This is a genomic window from Streptomyces sp. NPDC059994, assembly GCF_042737755.1.
Lineage (GTDB): Bacteria > Actinomycetota > Actinomycetes > Streptomycetales > Streptomycetaceae > Streptomyces.
Genome location: NZ_JBHWUR010000025.1, coordinates 1 through 15,915, shown reverse-complemented (window position 1 = coordinate 15,915; position 15,915 = coordinate 1). Strand labels below are relative to the sequence as shown.

Sequence of the window (15,915 nt, the reverse complement as noted above, 5' to 3'; positions counted from 1 at the left end):
CAAGGAGTGAGTTCGTCTGTCGACCGCCATCCTGACCGGGCTTCCGGTCCCCGGGTCGCAGCTCGGGCCCGAGCTTCGCTCGCTGGGCTTCGACGTACGGTCCGCCCAGCGGCCCGAGGACCTGCCCGGCCTGCTCGCCGAGGTCCCGCCCGGTGAGCGGGTCGCCCTGGTCGACCCGTCCTTCGTGGGCCACACGCACGCCCTGCGCCTCGCCCTGACCGACCCCCGGTTCCCGGCGGCGGCGGTCACCGGAGCGATGGCTGTCCAGGCGGAGGCCCGCCCCGCGCTCGTGCGCGCGCTCGCGGACCTCGCCGGGCCGCCCGCGCCGACCGCAGCGGGCGCCTCGGTCGCCGTGAACGCCCCGTCCACCGGGACCGGCGTCCTCACCGACCGCGTCGCCTCCGCCCTGGAGGACGGGGGCGTCGCCGTGCACCGCCCGGATCTCGGCTCACTGGTGGCCACCGTGCCCGCCGGGCCCGAGGCCGCCTTCGCCGCCCGCCGGGCCGTCGACGCCGTGGACGACGAGGCCGTCCGGCTGCGTACGGCGGTGAAGTCCCGCGACGGGTTCTTCACCACCTTCTGCATCAGCCCGTACTCGCGCTACCTCGCCCGCTGGTGCGCGCGCCGGGGCCTCACCCCCAACCAGGTCACCACCGCCTCGCTGCTCACCGCGCTGATCGCGGCCGGCTGCGCGGCGACCGGGACCCGGGGCGGCTTCGTCGCGGCCGGCGCGCTGCTGCTCTTCTCCTTCGTCCTGGACTGCACCGACGGGCAGCTCGCCCGCTACTCGCTCCAGTACTCCACGCTCGGCGCCTGGCTGGACGCGACCTTCGACCGGGCCAAGGAGTACGCGTACTACGCGGGCCTGGCGCTCGGCGCGGCCCGCGGCGGCGACGACGTATGGGCGCTGGCGCTCGGCGCGATGGTCCTGCAGACCTGCCGCCACGTCGTGGACTTCTCGTTCAACGAGGCGCACGTCGTGGGCACCGACGCCAGCGCCAACACCAGCCCCACCGCCGCCCTCTCCGACAAGCTCGACTCGGTCGGCTGGACGGTCTGGGTGCGCCGGATGATCGTGCTGCCGATCGGCGAGCGATGGGCGATGATCGCGGTCCTCACCGCCGTCACCACGCCCCGTACCGTCTTCTGCGTACTGCTCATCGGGTGCGCGTTCGCGGCCTGCTACACCACGGCCGGGCGCGTGCTGCGCTCGCTGACCCGCCGGGCGACCCGTACCGACCGGGCCGCCCAGGCGCTCGCGGAGCTCGCGGACAGCGGGCCGGTCGCCGAGCTGGTCGCCGCGAAGGGCCCGCGGATCGCGGGTGCCCCGGTGATCGCCGCCGTCGGGGCGGTCGCCCTCGTCGCCGCCGCGCTCACCCAGCCGTTCGGCAGCCGCCAGATGATCGTCGCGGCCGTGTTCTACGCGATCACGTCCGGCCTCGCCGTCGCCGCCCCCCTCAAGGGCGCCCTCGACTGGCTGGTGCCGCCGTTCTTCCGGGCCGCCGAGTACGGCACGGTCCTGGCCCTCGCCGCCCGCTCCGAGGTGGAGGGGGCCCTGCCCGCGGCCTTCGGACTGGTCGCGGCGGTCGCCTACCATCACTACGACACGGTCTACCGCATCAAGGGCGGCTCCGGCGCGCCGCCGCGCTGGCTGGTGCGCGTGGCCGGCGGCCACGAGGGGCGGACGCTGGTGGTCGCGGTGCTCGCCGCGGCCCTCGCCGACCGCGGCACGGACTTCACCCTGGCGCTCACCGCCCTCGCGGTAGGCATCGCGCTCCTGGTGGTCGTGGAGTCCATCCGCTTCTGGGTGTCCTCCGGAGCACCCGCAGTACATGACGAAGGAGAACCCGCATGATCGGCCTCGTACTCGCAGCCGGTGCCGGACGGCGTCTGCGCCCCTACACCGACACGCTCCCGAAGGCCCTCGTGCCCGTCGACGGTGACACCACCATCCTCGACATCACCCTCGGCAACTTCGCCGAGATCGGTCTCACCGAGGTCGCCATCATCGTCGGCTACAAGAAGGAGGCCGTCTACGAGCGCAGAGCCGCGCTTGAGGCGAAGTACGGCCTCAAGCTGACGCTGATCGACAACGACAAGGCCGAGGAGTGGAACAACGCCTACTCCCTGTGGTGCGGCCGTGACTCGATCAAGCACGATGTGATCCTCGCCAACGGCGACACCGTGCACCCGGTCTCCGTCGAGAAGACGCTGCTCGCCGCCCGCGGCGACGGCAAGAAGATCATCCTCGCCCTCGACACGGTGAAGAACCTCGCCGACGAGGAGATGAAGGTCATCGTCGACGACGAGAAGGGCGTCCAGAAGATCACCAAGCTGATGGACCCGGCGACGGCCACCGGCGAGTACATCGGCGTCACCCTCATCGAGGGCTCCGCGGCCGACGAGCTCGCCGACGCGCTGAAGACCACCTTCGAGCGCGACCCCGACCTCTACTACGAGGACGGCTACCAGGAGCTCGTCCACCGCGGTTTCAAGATCGATGTCGCGCCGATCGGCGAGGTCTCCTGGGTCGAGATCGACAACCACGACGACCTCGCGAAGGGCCGTGAGATCGCGTGCCAGTACTGACCCGGCTCATTCCGTCGCCGGTCGTCGTCGACATCAGCCGGGGCGCCCTGGACGACCTGGCGGGCCTCCTGGCCGACCAGCGGATCTCCGCCTCCGGCAAGCTGGCGATCGCGGTCAGCGGCGGCTCGGGCCAGGCGCTGAGCGAGAAGCTGGCGCCGGTGCTCCCGGGCGCCGACTGGTACCCGGTCGCGGACGGCACCATCGACTCGGCGGTGCGGCTCGGCGACGACATCAAGGGCAAGCGGTACGACGCGGTCGTCGGCCTCGGCGGCGGCAAGATCATCGACGTGGCGAAGTACGCCGCGGCGCGGGTCGGGCTGCCCATGGTCGCGGTCGCCACCAACCTCTCGCACGACGGCATCTGCTCGCCGGTCTCGATCCTGGACAACGACAACGGCCGCGGCTCCTACGGCGTGCCCACGCCCATCGCCATGGTCATCGACCTCGACGTCATCCGTGAGGCACCGGTCCGGTTCGTGCGCTCGGGCATCGGCGACGCGATCTCCAACATCTCCGCCATCGCGGACTGGGAGCTCTCGCACGAGGTCAACGGCGAGCCGGTGGACGGCCTGGCCGCCGCCATGGCCCGTACCGCGGGCCAGTCGGTGCTGCGCCACCCCGGGGGCGTGGGCGACGACGAGTTCCTCACCGTCCTGTCCGAGGCGCTGGTGCTCTCCGGCATCGCCATGTCGATCAGCGGGGACACCCGCCCCTCGTCCGGCGCCTGCCACGAGATCAGCCACGCCTTCGACCTGCTCTACCCCAAGCGCTCCGCGCTCCACGGCGAGCAGGTCGGCCTCGGCGCCGCCTTCGCGATGCACCTGCGCGGAGCCGCCGAGCAGTCCGGTCTCTTCACGGAGGTACTGCGGCGGCACGGCCTGCCGGTGCTGCCGCAGGAAATCGGCTTCTCCGCCGACGAGTTCGTCCGGGCGGTGGCCTACGCGCCGCAGACCCGGCCGGGCCGTTTCACGATCCTGGAACACCTCAACCTGTCCACAGCCCAGATCAAGGACGCTTACGCCGACTATGCAAAAGCCATCGGTAGCTGAACTCCGCCCGGTCGTGCACCCTCCGGGCGTCAAGGACCGGCGGAGCGGCGAGCACTGGGGCGGCCGGCTCTACATGCGCGAGATCTCCCTGCGCGTCGACCGGCACCTGGTGAACACGCGGGTCACGCCCAACCAGCTGACCTACGTGATGACCGTTGCCGCCGCCCTCGCGGCCCCGGCCCTCCTGGTGCCGGGGATCTGGGGCGCCGTGCTCGGCGTGGTGATGGTCCAGCTGTATCTGCTGCTCGACTGCGTCGACGGCGAGGTCGCCCGCTGGAAGAAGCAGTACTCGATGACCGGGGTCTACGTCGACCGGGTCGCCGCGTACGTGTGCGACGCCGCGGTCCTGGTCGGCTTCGGTCTGCGCGCGGCCGACATCTGGGGCTCCGGGCGGATCGACTGGCTGTGGGCCTTCCTCGGCACCCTCGCCGCCCTCGGCGCCGTCATGATCAAGTCCGAGACCGACCTCGTCGGCGTCGCCCGTCACCAGCAGGGCAAGCCGCCGGTCAAGGAGACGGCCTCCGAACCGCGTTCGTCCGGCATGGCGCTGGCCCGCCGGGCCGCCGGTGCGCTCAAGTTCCACCGTCTGATCCTCGGGATCGAGGCGTCCCTGCTGATCCTGGTCCTGGCGATCGTGGACCACGTGCGCGACGACTTCTTCTTCTCCCGGCTCGGCGTCGCCGTGCTCGCGGGCATCGCCCTCCTCCAGAGCGTGCTGCACCTGGTGTCCATCCTCGCCTCCAGCAGGCTCAAATGAGTGCCCCGCTGAAGGTCGGCGCGGTCGTCATCACCATGGGCAACCGCCCCGAGGAGCTGCGCGCGCTGCTCGACTCGGTCGCCAAGCAGGACGGCGACCCGGTCGAGGTCGTCGTCGTCGGCAACGGCGCCCCGGTCCCGGACGTCCCGGCGGGCGTGCGGACCGTGGAGCTGCCCGAGAACCTGGGCATCCCCGGCGGGCGCAACATCGGCATCGAGGCGTTCGGCCCGTCCGGCGCCGAGGTCGACATCCTGCTCTTCCTCGACGACGACGGGCTGCTGCCGAACACCGACACGGCCGAGCTGTGCCGCCAGGCGTTCGCCGCCGACCCGAAGCTCGGCATCGTCAGCTTCCGCATCGCGGACCCGGAGACCGGGGTCACCCAGCGCCGCCACGTCCCGCGGCTGCGCGCCTCCGACCCGATGCGCTCCTCGCGCGTGACGACCTTCCTGGGCGGCGCCAACGCCGTACGGACGAAGGTCCTCGCGGAGGTCGGCGGGCTGCCCGACGAGTTCTTCTACGCCCACGAGGAGACCGATCTGGCCTGGCGGGCGCTGGACGCCGGCTGGATGATCGACTACCGCGCGGACATGGTCCTGTTCCACCCCACGACGGCGCCGTCCCGGCACGCGGTCTACCACCGGATGGTGGCCCGTAACCGGGTCTGGCTGGCCCGGCGCAATCTGCCGGCCCTGCTGGTCCCCGTCTATCTGGGGGTCTGGATGCTGCTCACGCTCGCCAGGAAGCCCTCCGGGCCCGCCCTCAAGGCGTGGTTCGGCGGCTTCAAGGAGGGCTGGACCACTCCGTGCGGACCGCGCCGCCCCATGAAGTGGCGTACGGTCTGGCGGCTGACCCGGCTGGGCCGTCCGCCCGTCATCTGACACTCTCTGGTCTGAGCACATCGGGTGTGGGCCGTCGGGCCCTGGGCACTTCGGGTCATGGTCATCGGGCGTACTTCTTTGAAAGCGAAAGTTTCCACTTGTGAGTGACACAACTCTGTCCCCGGCGGACCTCGCCGCCAAGCACGGCCTGGCGGTGAGCGGCGCCCGGCCGGGGCTGTTCGAGTACTGCCGCCAGCTCTGGGGGCGGCGCCACTTCATCCTGTCGTTCTCGCAGGCGAAGCTGACCGCCCAGTACAGCCAGGCGAAGCTCGGCCAGATATGGCAGGTGGCCACCCCGCTCCTCAACGCGCTGGTCTACTACTTCATCTTCGGCGTGCTGATGAACGCCAAGCGGGGCATCCCGTCGGACGTGTACATCCCGTTCCTGGTGACGGGCGTGTTCGTGTTCACCTTCACCCAGAACTCGGTGAACGCGGGCGTCCGGGCGATCTCCGGCAACCTCGGCCTGGTGCGCGCGCTGCACTTCCCGCGCGCCTCGCTGCCCATCTCCTTCGCGCTCCAGCAGCTCCAGCAGCTGCTGTTCTCGATGATCGTCCTGGTCCTCGTGGTGGTCGTGTCGGGCACCATGCCGATGGCGTCGTGGCTGCTGATGGTGCCGGTCCTGGCGCTCCAGTTCGTCTTCAACACCGGACTGGCGATGATCATGGCCCGGCTCGGCAGCAAGACCCCGGACCTGGCCCAGCTGATGCCGTTCATCCTGCGCACCTGGATGTACGCGTCGGGCGTCATGTTCAGCATCGAGGTGGTCCTCCAGGGCAAGCCGCACTGGCTCGCCCAGGTCCTCCAGGTGAACCCCGCCGCGGTCTACATGGACCTGGCCCGGTTCGCCATGATCGACGGATACGGTGCCCACAACCTGCCGCCGCACGTCTGGCTGCTGGCGGTCGGCTGGGCCCTCGTCGTGGGCGCGGCGGGCTTCGTGTACTTCTGGAAGGCAGAGGAGCAGTACGGCCGTGGCTGAGGACAACAACCGGCTCGCCGACGCGAGCGGCGAGCGCATCCCCACCGTCATCGCCGACGACGTGCACATCGTCTACACGGTCAACGGCGCGGGCGGCGGCCGGGGCAGCGCCACCGCCGCGCTGAGCCGGATAGTGAAGGGCGACAAGGGCGAGTCCCGCGGCATGCGCAAGGTGCACGCCGTACGGGGCGTCTCCTTCACCGCGTACCGCGGCGAGGCGATCGGCCTGATCGGCACCAACGGCTCGGGCAAGTCGACCCTGCTGCGGGCGATCGCCGGGCTGCTGCCGCCGGCCAGGGGCCGGGTCTACACCAACGGCCAGCCGTCCCTGCTCGGCGTCAACGCCGCGCTGATGAACGAGCTGACCGGCGAGCGCAACGTGATCCTGGGCGGCCTGGCCATGGGCATGTCGCGCGAGGAGATCAAGGAGCGGTACGAGGGGATCGTCGACTTCTCCGGCATCAACGAGAAGGGCGACTTCATCACCCTGCCGATGCGGACGTACTCCTCGGGCATGGCGGCCCGGCTGCGGTTCTCCATCGCCGCCGCCAAGGACCACGACGTCCTGATGATCGACGAGGCGCTCGCCACCGGTGACCGCAAGTTCCAGATCCGCTCCGAGGAGCGCATCCGCGAACTGCGCAAGCACGCGGGTACGGTCTTCCTGGTCAGCCACAGCATCGGCTCGATCAGGGACACCTGCAACCGGGTGCTCTGGCTGGAGCGGGGCGAGCTCCTGATGGACGGCCCCACCGACGAGGTCGTCAAGGCGTACCAGAAGGAGACCGGCCGCTGACGGCCGTCACCGTTCGAATGATCCCGAAGGCCCCCGTCGATCAACCCCGGCGGGGGCCTTCGCGTCCTTGGGGGCGGCCCGCGGGACGGCCCGGGACGTCAAGGATCCGTCAAGTCGCCTGCGCCGGGGGAAGGTTGGCGCGGATTGAAGTGTTCTTGTAATGCGCGCAACACCCCGACGTGTTGTCGGGCGTTGTACAACGTAAGCTGTACCGGTGTTGATCGTGACGGACGGGCGGGACCGCCCCGGGCAGCCCGCGCGGGAGCCGTCCTCCACTCGGGAGGCTCGGCGGCGTGTCCGAAATGGGATGTTTTAGGTCGGCGGTGTAGAACGGGAGATGTGACGGCAATGGGTACGGGAAATCTCCAGCTACGAGAAACCTCCGCCGTTCCCGTACCGGGCGGCCCCCGGTGACAGGTGTCCGGGACGTGCGCACCGAATCCCCCTCGCGCACCACGCTGGGCAAGGCCACGGAGGAGAACTTCCCGGTGGCCCCCTTCTTTCTGCCGCGCGCCTGGCGCGACGACCTGATGGCCGTGTACGGGTACGCGCGCCTGGTCGACGACATCGGCGACGGCGACCTCGCGCCCGGCGGCGCCGACGCCCGGTACCTGGGCGTGGCCTCCGCCGACGCGGAGGACCGGCTCGTGATGCTCGACGCCTTCGAGGCCGATCTGCGCCGCGTCTTCGACTCCACCCCGCACCACCCGCTGCTCAAGGCCCTGCAGCCCACCGTCCGCCGCCGCTCGCTCACCCCCGGGCCGTTCCTCGGCCTGCTCGCGGCGAACCGGCAGGACCAGCAGGTCAAGCGGTACGAGACCTACGAGGACCTGGTCGCGTACTGCGAGCTGTCGGCCAACCCCGTGGGCCGCCTGGTGCTGGCGATCACCGGCACCGAGAGCCCCGAGCGCGTCCGCCGCTCGGACGCCGTCTGCACGGCGCTCCAGATCGTCGAACACCTCCAGGACGTCACCGAGGACCTCGGCCGGGACCGCATCTACCTGCCTGCCGAGGACATGAAGCGGTTCCACGTCACGGAGGCCGATCTGGCCGCGCCGCGCGGGGGCGCGTCGGTGCGCGCCCTGGTCGCGTTCGAGGCGGAACGCGCCGCACAGCTGCTGAATGAAGGCACCTCCCTGGTGGGTAGCGTCCACGGCAGACTCAGGCTGCTGCTGGCCGGATTCGTGGCCGGGGGGCGCGCCGCGATCGACGCGGTGGCGGCCGCCGGCCACGACGTACTCCCTGGACCTCCCAAGCCCACCAAGTCCAGTCTGCTGCGCGAAGTGGGAGCCGTGTTGCGTAGAGCGCGTAGAGAGGGGTGAGCCGGACCGTGGATCCAGACGCACACGTGTCCGCGCCGGTACAGGCCGCGTACAGCTACTGCGAGGCGGTGACCGGACAGCAGGCGCGCAATTTCGCGTACGGCATCAGGCTGCTGCCGACCGACAAGCGCCAGGCGATGTCCGCGCTCTACGCGTTCTCGCGGCGCGTCGACGACATCGGCGACGGCGCCCTGCCCCCCGAGGCCAAGAAGCAGCGCCTGGAGGACACCCGCGCGCTGCTCGGCCGGATCGCCGAGGGCGCGGTCGAGGAGGACGACACCGACCCGGTGGCCGTGGCGCTCGCGGACGCGGCGCGCCGCTTCCCGATCCCGCTGGACGGGCTCGACGAGCTCATCGACGGCGTCCTGATGGACGTGCACGGCGAGACCTATGAGACCTGGGACGACCTGAAGGTCTACTGCCGGTGTGTCGCGGGGGCCATCGGCCGGCTCTCGCTGGGCGTGTTCGGTACGCAACCGGGCGCACCGGGCGCCGAGCGCGCCGCCGAGTACGCCGACACGCTGGGTCTCGCGCTGCAACTCACCAACATCCTCAGGGACGTTCGCGAGGACGCGGGCAACGGCCGCACCTATCTGCCCGCCGACGACCTGGCGAAGTTCGGGTGCGCCGCGGGCTTCCACACCCCGGTGCCGCCCGCCGGCTCCGACTTCGCGGGCCTGGTCCACTTCGAAGTGCGCCGCGCCCGGGCCCTGTTCGCCGAGGGCTACCGGCTGCTGCCCATGCTCGACCGGCGCAGCGGCGCCTGTGTCGCCGCGATGGCCGGAATCTACCGCCGCCTGCTCGACCGCATCGAGCGCGACCCGGAGGCCGTGCTGCGCGGCCGGGTCTCGCTGCCCGGCCGGGAGAAGGCGTTCGTGGCGGTACGCGGGCTGTCCGGGCTCGACACCCGTACCGTCTCCCGGCAGACCGCCAGGAGGCGCGCCTGATGGCCCATGGGCACCTGGACATGCGGCCGAGGAGCATTACGCGCAGAGGGTGTGCAACCCTCGCTCCGGCAAGGGCGTCCCTGACTGCGACGGCCGGGCGTGCGCACGACACCGGCCCGGCCGGAGGGGAGGGCGCATGACAACCCCGCAGCCCGAACGCGCGGTGGTCGTCGGCGGAGGCCTGGCCGGAATCACCGCCGCGCTCGAACTGGCCGACGCAGGCCTCGGCGTGACCCTGATCGAGGGCCGCCCGCGCCTGGGCGGCCTCGCCTTCTCCTTCCGGCGCGGCGAACTCACCGTCGACAACGGCCAGCACGTCTACCTGCGCTGCTGCACGGCCTACAGCTGGTTCCTGGACCGCGTCGGCGGTACGCGTCTGGCGCCCCTCCAGAGCCGCCTCGACGTGCCCGTCCTGGACGTCGCCCACCCCGGCGGGCCCCGCCTCGGCCGACTGCGCCGCTCGGCCCTGCCCGTCCCGCTGCACCTGGCCAGAAGCCTCGCCACCTATCCGCACCTCTCGCTCGCCGAGCGGGCCTCCGTCGGGCGCGCCGCACTCGCGCTCAAGCGCCTCGACCCGGCCGACCCGGCGCTCGACGGGGTGGACTTCGCGACCTGGCTCGGCCGCCACGGCCAGTCCGCCCGCACCATCGAGGCCCTGTGGGACCTGGTCGGCGTGGCGACCCTGAACGCGACCGCGCCGCACGCCTCCCTGGGGCTCGCCGCGATGGTCTTCAAGACCGGCCTGCTCTCCGAGCCGGGCGCGGCCGACATCGGCTGGGCGCACGTACCGCTGGGCGAGCTGCACGACACGCTGGCCCGCAAGGCGCTCGCCTCGGCCGGGGTCCGCGTCGAGACCCGTACCAAGGCCGAATCCGTCTCCCGTACCGAGAGCGGCGGCTGGCGGGTCGAGGCGAGCGGCGAGACGCTGGACGCCGAGGCGGTCGTGCTGGCCGTCCCGCAGCGCGAGGCGCACGACCTGCTGCCCCAGGGCGCGCTCGACGACCCGGGCAAGCTGCTCGACATCGGCACCGCGCCGATCCTCAACCTCCATGTCGTCTACGACCGCAAGGTGCTGCGGCAGCCGTTCTTCGCCGCCCTCGGCTCGCCCGTGCAGTGGGTCTTCGACCGCACCGAGTCCTCCGGGCTCGCGGGCACTCCCGGCGGCCGGGGCTGCCAGTACCTGGCCGTGTCCCAGTCGGCCGCCGAGGACGAGATCGACGAGCCGGTGGCCGCGCTGCGGGCGCGCTACCTGCCCGAGCTCGAACGGCTGCTGCCCGCCGCTCGCGGCGCGGGAGTACGGGACTTCTTCGTGACCCGGGAGCGTACGGCGACGTTCGCGCCCACCCCCGGCGTCGGCAGGCTGCGGCCGGGCGCGCACACCGATGCGCCCGGCCTGTACCTGGCGGGCGCGTGGACCGCCACCGGCTGGCCCGCGACGATGGAGAGCGCCGTACGCAGCGGATTCAGCGCCGCGGGCGCGGCTCTCGCCGTACTCGGCCGCTCCCATGCCCACCCGCTTCAGGAGGCGGCATGACCGTTAGCACCACTGGAACAAGAGGAGAGACCGTGCCGACTGTGCCTTCGGCGAACTCGGCTGTCGACACCGTGGACGTCGCCGCCCTTCTGGAGCGGGGGCGGACGCTGTCCACGCCGGTGCTGCGCACGGCCGTGGACCGGCTCGCGGCTCCCATGGACACCGTCGCGGCCTACCACTTCGGGTGGATCGACGCCCAGGGCAACCCGGCGGACGGCGACGGCGGCAAGGCCGTGCGGCCCGCGCTCGCGCTCCTCTCCGCCGAGGCGGCCGGTGCCCGGCCCGAGGTCGGCGTGCCCGGCGCGGTCGCGGTCGAGCTCGTCCACAACTTCTCGCTGCTCCACGACGACCTGATGGACGGCGACGAGCAGCGCCGCCACCGGGACACGGTGTGGAAGGTGCACGGCCCGGCGCAGGCGATCCTCGTCGGCGACGCGCTCTTCGCGCTGGCCAACGAGGTCCTCCTGGAACTCGGCACGGTCGAGGCGGGGCGCGCCACGCGCCGGCTGACCACCGCGACCCGCAAGCTGATCGACGGCCAGGCCCAGGACATCTCCTACGAGCACCGCGAGCGGGTCACCGTCGAGGAGTGCCTGGAGATGGAGGGCAACAAGACGGGTGCGCTGCTGGCCTGCGCCTGCTCCATCGGCGCGGTGCTCGGCGGCGCGGACGACAAGACGGCCGACACCCTTGAGGCGTACGGCTACCACCTCGGCCTCGCCTTCCAGGCCGTCGACGACCTGCTCGGCATCTGGGGCGACCCGGAGGCCACCGGCAAGCAGACCTGGAGCGACCTGCGCCAGCGCAAGAAGTCCCTGCCGGTGGTGGCCGCGCTCGCGGCCGGCGGGCCGGCCTCGGAGCGCCTGGGCGAACTGCTCGCCGCCGACGCCAAGAGCAACGACTTCGACACCTTCTCCGAGGAGGAGTTCGCCACCCGGGCGGCGCTCATCGAGGAGGCGGGCGGCCGGGAGTGGACCTCGCAGGAGGCCCGCAGGCAGCATGCCGTGGCGATCGAGGCGCTGGGCGCCGTCGACATGCCCGAGCGGGTGCGGGCGCAGCTGACCGCGCTGGCCGACTTCGTGGTCGTACGGAAGAGATGATCACCATTCGCATATGACGCGACGTCGCCGGAGCGGGCCCGCCAGGGGGCCGCGTCCGACGGAGACCCCAGCACAGCAGAAGAACCACTGCACTTGCATTAAGGGGAAGCCATGACAGCGACGACCGACGGAAGCGCCGGGGCCCCGCGGCCCCCGGCCGCCGAACCGACCGCACCACCACCCGGCGCCGACGAGGTGCTCGACGCCGCCCGGCGGGCGGCGGACCGTGCGGTCGAGCACCTGCTCGGCAGGCAGGACGCCCTCGGCTGGTGGAAGGGCGACCTGGAGACCAACGTCACCATGGACGCCGAGGACCTGCTGCTCCGTCAGTTCCTCGGGATCCAGGACGAGAAGACCGTCCAGGCGGCCGCGCTCTTCATCCGGGGCGAGCAGCGCGACGACGGCACCTGGGCCACGTTCTACGGCGGCCCGTCCGAGCTCTCCGCCACCGTCGAGGCGTACGTGGCGCTGAGGCTCGCCGGGGACCGGCCGGACGACCCGCACATGGTGCGGGCCTCGGCGTGGGTCAGGAGCCAGGGCGGCATCGCTGCCTGCCGGGTCTTCACCCGGATCTGGCTGGCCCTGTTCGGCTGGTGGAAGTGGGACGACCTGCCGGAGCTGCCGCCGGAGCTGATCTTCCTGCCCAAGTGGTTTCCGCTCAACATCTACGACTTCGGCTGCTGGGCCCGGCAGACGATCGTGCCGCTCACGGTGGTCTCCGCCAAGCGGCCGGTGCGGCCCGCGCCCTTCGCGCTCGACGAGCTGCACACCGACGCGCGCGACCCCAACCCCGCCAAGGCGCTCGCCCCCGCCGCGAGCTGGGACGGCGCCTTCCAGCGGCTCGACAAGGCCCTGCACGTCTACCACCGCCTCGCCCCGCGCAGGCTGCGCCGCGCCGCGATGAACACCGCTGCCCGCTGGATCGTCGAGCGCCAGGAGAACGACGGCTGCTGGGGCGGGATCCAGCCGCCCGCCGTCTACTCGGTGATCGCCCTGCACCTGCTCGGCTACGACCTCCAGCACCCGGTGATGCGGGCCGGGCTCGAATCCCTCGACCGGTTCGCGGTGTGGCGCGAGGACGGCGCCCGGATGATCGAGGCCTGCCAGTCCCCGGTGTGGGACACCTGCCTCGCCACCATCGCGCTCGCCGACGCCGGGCTGCCCGCCGACCACCCGGCCCTGGTCAAGGCCGTCGACTGGATGCTCGGCGAGGAGATCGTCCGGCCGGGCGACTGGGCGGTGAAGAAGCCACAACTCCCGCCGGGAGGCTGGGCGTTCGAGTTCCACAACGACAACTACCCGGACATCGACGACACCGCCGAGGTGATCCTCGCGCTGCGCCGGGTGCGCCACCCCGACCCCGATCGGGTCGAAGGTGCCATCCGCCGGGCCGCGCACTGGACGCTCGGCATGCAGTCGAAGAACGGGGCCTGGGCTGCCTTCGACGCCGACAACACCAGCCCGTTCCCCAACCGGCTGCCGTTCTGCGACTTCGGCGAGGTCATCGACCCGCCGTCGGCCGACGTCACCGCGCACGTGGTGGAGATGCTGGCGGTCGAGGGCCGGGCCCATGAGCCGCGCGCCCGGCGGGGCATCGAGTGGCTCCTCGCCGAACAGGAGGCGAGTGGCGCCTGGTTCGGGCGCTGGGGCGTCAACTACGTCTACGGCACCGGCTCGGTGGTGCCGGCGCTGACGGCCGCGGGCATGCCCGCCTCGCACCCGGCGATCCGCCGGGCCGTCGCCTGGCTGGAGTCGGTGCAGAACGAGGACGGCGGCTGGGGCGAGGACCTGCGCTCCTACCGCGAGGAGAGGTGGATCGGGCACGGCGCATCCACCGCCTCCCAGACCGCCTGGGCGCTGCTCGCGCTGCTGGCGGCGGGGGAGCGGGAAGGCAAGGCGGTCGAGCGGGGCGTCGCCTGGCTCGCCGCGACCCAGCTGGCGGACGGCTCCTGGGACGAGCCGTTCTTCACCGGCACCGGGTTCCCCTGGGACTTCTCGATCAACTACCACCTCTACCGCCAGGTGTTCCCGCTCACCGCGCTCGGCCGTTACGTCCATGGAGAACCGTTCTCCCCCAACGGCCGCAAGGGGAAGTGATGGACGTAAGCCCCGCCCTGCCGGAACCCGTACCGCTGCTGGTCGCCTGCGCGCTCACCATCGAGGAGTTGGCGCTGCGCAGCGGCGGCCGGGGCCGGACGCCCGGCCAGGTGGTGACCGTGCTGCGCAGCGGCATGGGACCCAGGGCCGCCGAGCGGGCCGTGCTGCGGGGCCTGGGTACGTCGGTGAACCGGGAGGCGGCCGTGATCGCCTCCGGGTTCTGCGCCGGTCTGGCCCCCGGGATGCACCCCGGGGACCTGGTCGTCGCCTCGGAGACCCGCGACCCGCGCGGCACCACCGCCTGCGTGGGTACGGAGGTGCTGGCCAAGGCGCTGAGCGTGGCGCTGCCCGGCCGCACCGTGCACACCGGTCCGCTCACCGGCTCCGACCACGTGGTGCGTGGTCACGAACGGGCCGAGCTGCGCGCGACCGGGGCGATCGCCGTGGACATGGAGTCCGCGGCGACGCTGTGGAGCGCCGTCGGGGCCGGAGAGCGTCCGGTTGCGGCCGTACGGGTGGTCGTGGACGCTCCAGAACATGAACTCGTCCGGATCGGCACGGTACGCGGTGGAATATCGGCTTTCCGCGTTCTTCGTGCCGTCCTTCCCGCTTTCTTTGAATGGCACCGTTCTTTGCCGCTCCCCAGGAGGTGAGCCAGATGGCCATGCCGCTTCGCCAGTCCATCAGGGTCGGGACCTATCTTTTTGAACAGAAGCTCCGCAAGCGTGAGAAGTTCCCGCTGATCGTCGAGCTGGAGCCGCTCTTCGCGTGCAATCTGAAGTGCGAGGGCTGTGGGAAGATCCAGCATCCGGCCGGGATCCTGAAGCAGCGCATGCCGGTGGCCCAGGCCGTCGGCGCCGTCCTGGAGTCGGGCGCCCCCATGGTCTCCATCGCCGGCGGCGAGCCCCTGATGCACCCTCAGATCGATGAGATCGTGCGCCAGTTGGTGGCGAGGAAGAAGTACGTCTTCCTCTGCACCAATGCCCTGCTGCTGCGCAAGAAGCTGGAGAAGTTCACCCCGTCCCCGTACTTCGCGTTCGCCGTGCACATCGACGGGCTGCGCGAGCGGCACGACGAGTCGGTGGCGAAGGAGGGCGTGTTCGACGAGGCGGTGGCGGCGATCAAGGAGGCCAAGCGCCAGGGCTTCCGGGTCACCACCAACTCCACCTTCTTCAACACCGACACCCCGCAGACGATCATCGAGGTGCTCAACTTCCTCAACGACGACCTCCGGGTCGACGAGATGATGATCTCGCCCGCGTACGCCTACGAGAAGGCGCCCGACCAGGAGCACTTCCTGGGAGTCGAGCAGACCCGCGAGCTCTTCAAGAAGGCGTTCTCCGGGGGCAACCGGCGCCGCTGGCGGCTCAACCACTCCCCGCTCTTCCTGGACTTCCTGGAGGGCAAGGCGGACTTCCCGTGCACGGCCTGGGCGATCCCCAACTACTCGCTCTTCGGCTGGCAGCGGCCCTGCTATCTGATGAGTGACGGGTACGTACCGACGTACCGGCAGCTCGTCGAGGAGACCGACTGGGACAAGTACGGCCGGGGCAAGGACGACCGGTGCGCCAACTGCATGGCGCACTGCGGCTACGAGCCCACCGCCGTCCTCGCGACCATGGGGTCGCTCAAGGAGTCGCTGCGCGCGGTCCGCGAGACCGTGCAGGGAAACCGCGGGTGACGTGATGAGGACCGGAGAGCCCGTCTCCCTGGGTCTCCCCGCGCCGCCGGCCCGGCCGCCGGCGGTGCGCCGCCCCTCGCGGCGCATCCAGGTCGGGTCGGTGGCGGTCGGCGGGGATGCTCCTGTGTCGGTGCAGTCGATGACGACGACGCGTACGTCGGATGTCGGGGCGACGTTGCA

15 protein-coding genes are annotated in these 15,915 nt (G+C 71.6%); all 15 read left to right on the top strand.

Annotated features, from left to right (window positions below):
* Positions 1-16: 16 nt before the first annotated feature.
* On the top strand, positions 17-1,855 hold the full coding sequence (locus ACFWA7_RS15580) for a DUF5941 domain-containing protein (protein ID WP_385823412.1): 1,839 nt from the start codon (positions 17-19) through the stop codon (positions 1,853-1,855).
* On the top strand, positions 1,852-2,589 hold the full coding sequence (locus tag ACFWA7_RS15575) for a sugar phosphate nucleotidyltransferase (RefSeq protein ID WP_385533533.1): 738 nt from the start codon (positions 1,852-1,854) through the stop codon (positions 2,587-2,589). The genes ACFWA7_RS15580 and ACFWA7_RS15575 overlap by 4 nt, the downstream gene beginning before the upstream one ends.
* A complete protein-coding gene (locus ACFWA7_RS15570) occupies positions 2,577-3,638 on the top strand; it encodes an iron-containing alcohol dehydrogenase family protein (protein ID WP_385533536.1) in 1,062 nt (353 codons plus the stop codon). The genes ACFWA7_RS15575 and ACFWA7_RS15570 overlap by 13 nt, the downstream gene beginning before the upstream one ends.
* Positions 3,616-4,395, top strand: coding sequence for a CDP-alcohol phosphatidyltransferase family protein (locus ACFWA7_RS15565; RefSeq protein ID WP_385533539.1), 780 nt, complete (start codon positions 3,616-3,618; stop codon positions 4,393-4,395). The genes ACFWA7_RS15570 and ACFWA7_RS15565 overlap by 23 nt, the downstream gene beginning before the upstream one ends.
* On the top strand, positions 4,392-5,276 hold the full coding sequence (locus ACFWA7_RS15560) for a glycosyltransferase family 2 protein (protein WP_385533541.1): 885 nt from the start codon (positions 4,392-4,394) through the stop codon (positions 5,274-5,276). Before ACFWA7_RS15565 ends, ACFWA7_RS15560 begins: the two co-directional genes overlap by 4 nt.
* A gap of 100 nt (positions 5,277-5,376) precedes the next feature.
* Positions 5,377-6,258: an ABC transporter permease gene (locus ACFWA7_RS15555; RefSeq protein ID WP_385533544.1), complete on the top strand. Its 882-nt coding sequence runs from the start codon at positions 5,377-5,379 to the stop codon at positions 6,256-6,258.
* Positions 6,251-7,054: an ABC transporter ATP-binding protein gene (locus ACFWA7_RS15550; protein ID WP_385533545.1), complete on the top strand. Its 804-nt coding sequence runs from the start codon at positions 6,251-6,253 to the stop codon at positions 7,052-7,054. The genes ACFWA7_RS15555 and ACFWA7_RS15550 overlap by 8 nt, the downstream gene beginning before the upstream one ends.
* A 428-nt stretch (positions 7,055-7,482) precedes the next feature.
* Positions 7,483-8,376, top strand: coding sequence for a squalene synthase HpnC (gene hpnC, locus ACFWA7_RS15545; RefSeq protein WP_385533548.1), 894 nt, complete (start codon positions 7,483-7,485; stop codon positions 8,374-8,376).
* Entirely contained in the window at positions 8,373-9,323 is a 951-nt protein-coding gene (hpnD, locus tag ACFWA7_RS15540) for a presqualene diphosphate synthase HpnD (protein ID WP_385823368.1), read from the top strand. Before hpnC ends, hpnD begins: the two co-directional genes overlap by 4 nt.
* 136 nt (positions 9,324-9,459) lie before the next feature.
* Entirely contained in the window at positions 9,460-10,857 is a 1,398-nt protein-coding gene (gene hpnE / locus ACFWA7_RS15535) for a hydroxysqualene dehydroxylase HpnE (protein WP_385533554.1), read from the top strand.
* Positions 10,854-11,957: a polyprenyl synthetase family protein gene (locus tag ACFWA7_RS15530; protein ID WP_385823366.1), complete on the top strand. Its 1,104-nt coding sequence runs from the start codon at positions 10,854-10,856 to the stop codon at positions 11,955-11,957. The genes hpnE and ACFWA7_RS15530 overlap by 4 nt, the downstream gene beginning before the upstream one ends.
* Positions 11,958-12,068: 111 nt before the next feature.
* Complete coding sequence (gene shc, locus ACFWA7_RS15525) at positions 12,069-14,054, top strand: squalene--hopene cyclase (protein WP_385533560.1); 1,986 nt, start codon at positions 12,069-12,071, stop codon at positions 14,052-14,054.
* The gene (locus ACFWA7_RS15520) at positions 14,054-14,707 is read left to right on the top strand and encodes a 1-hydroxy-2-methyl-2-butenyl 4-diphosphate reductase (RefSeq protein ID WP_385533563.1); all 654 of its coding nucleotides are present in this window, start codon (positions 14,054-14,056) and stop codon (positions 14,705-14,707) included. The genes shc and ACFWA7_RS15520 overlap by 1 nt, the downstream gene beginning before the upstream one ends.
* Positions 14,708-14,712: 5 nt before the next feature.
* Positions 14,713-15,735: an adenosyl-hopene transferase HpnH gene (gene hpnH / locus ACFWA7_RS15515; protein ID WP_385533566.1), complete on the top strand. Its 1,023-nt coding sequence runs from the start codon at positions 14,713-14,715 to the stop codon at positions 15,733-15,735.
* A 4-nt stretch (positions 15,736-15,739) separates the two neighbouring features.
* On the top strand, positions 15,740-15,915 hold a 176-nt coding region (locus ACFWA7_RS15510), incomplete at its 3' end, for a flavodoxin-dependent (E)-4-hydroxy-3-methylbut-2-enyl-diphosphate synthase (RefSeq protein ID WP_385533604.1).

Bases quoted from the DNA above. Each gene is read 5' to 3' on its own strand.
- ACFWA7_RS15560 (WP_385533541.1), top strand. From the start codon at position 4,392: ATGAGTGCCCCGCTGAAGGTCGGCGCGGTCGTCATCACCATGGGCAAC.
- ACFWA7_RS15575 (WP_385533533.1), top strand. From the start codon at position 1,852: ATGATCGGCCTCGTACTCGCAGCCGGTGCCGGACGGCGTCTGCGCCCC.
- hpnE (WP_385533554.1), top strand. From the start codon at position 9,460: ATGACAACCCCGCAGCCCGAACGCGCGGTGGTCGTCGGCGGAGGCCTG.
- ACFWA7_RS15520 (WP_385533563.1), top strand. From the start codon at position 14,054: ATGGACGTAAGCCCCGCCCTGCCGGAACCCGTACCGCTGCTGGTCGCC.
- ACFWA7_RS15565 (WP_385533539.1), top strand. From the start codon at position 3,616: ATGCAAAAGCCATCGGTAGCTGAACTCCGCCCGGTCGTGCACCCTCCG.
- hpnH (WP_385533566.1), top strand. From the start codon at position 14,713: ATGGCCATGCCGCTTCGCCAGTCCATCAGGGTCGGGACCTATCTTTTT.
- ACFWA7_RS15530 (WP_385823366.1), top strand. From the start codon at position 10,854: ATGACCGTTAGCACCACTGGAACAAGAGGAGAGACCGTGCCGACTGTG.
- shc (WP_385533560.1), top strand. From the start codon at position 12,069: ATGACAGCGACGACCGACGGAAGCGCCGGGGCCCCGCGGCCCCCGGCC.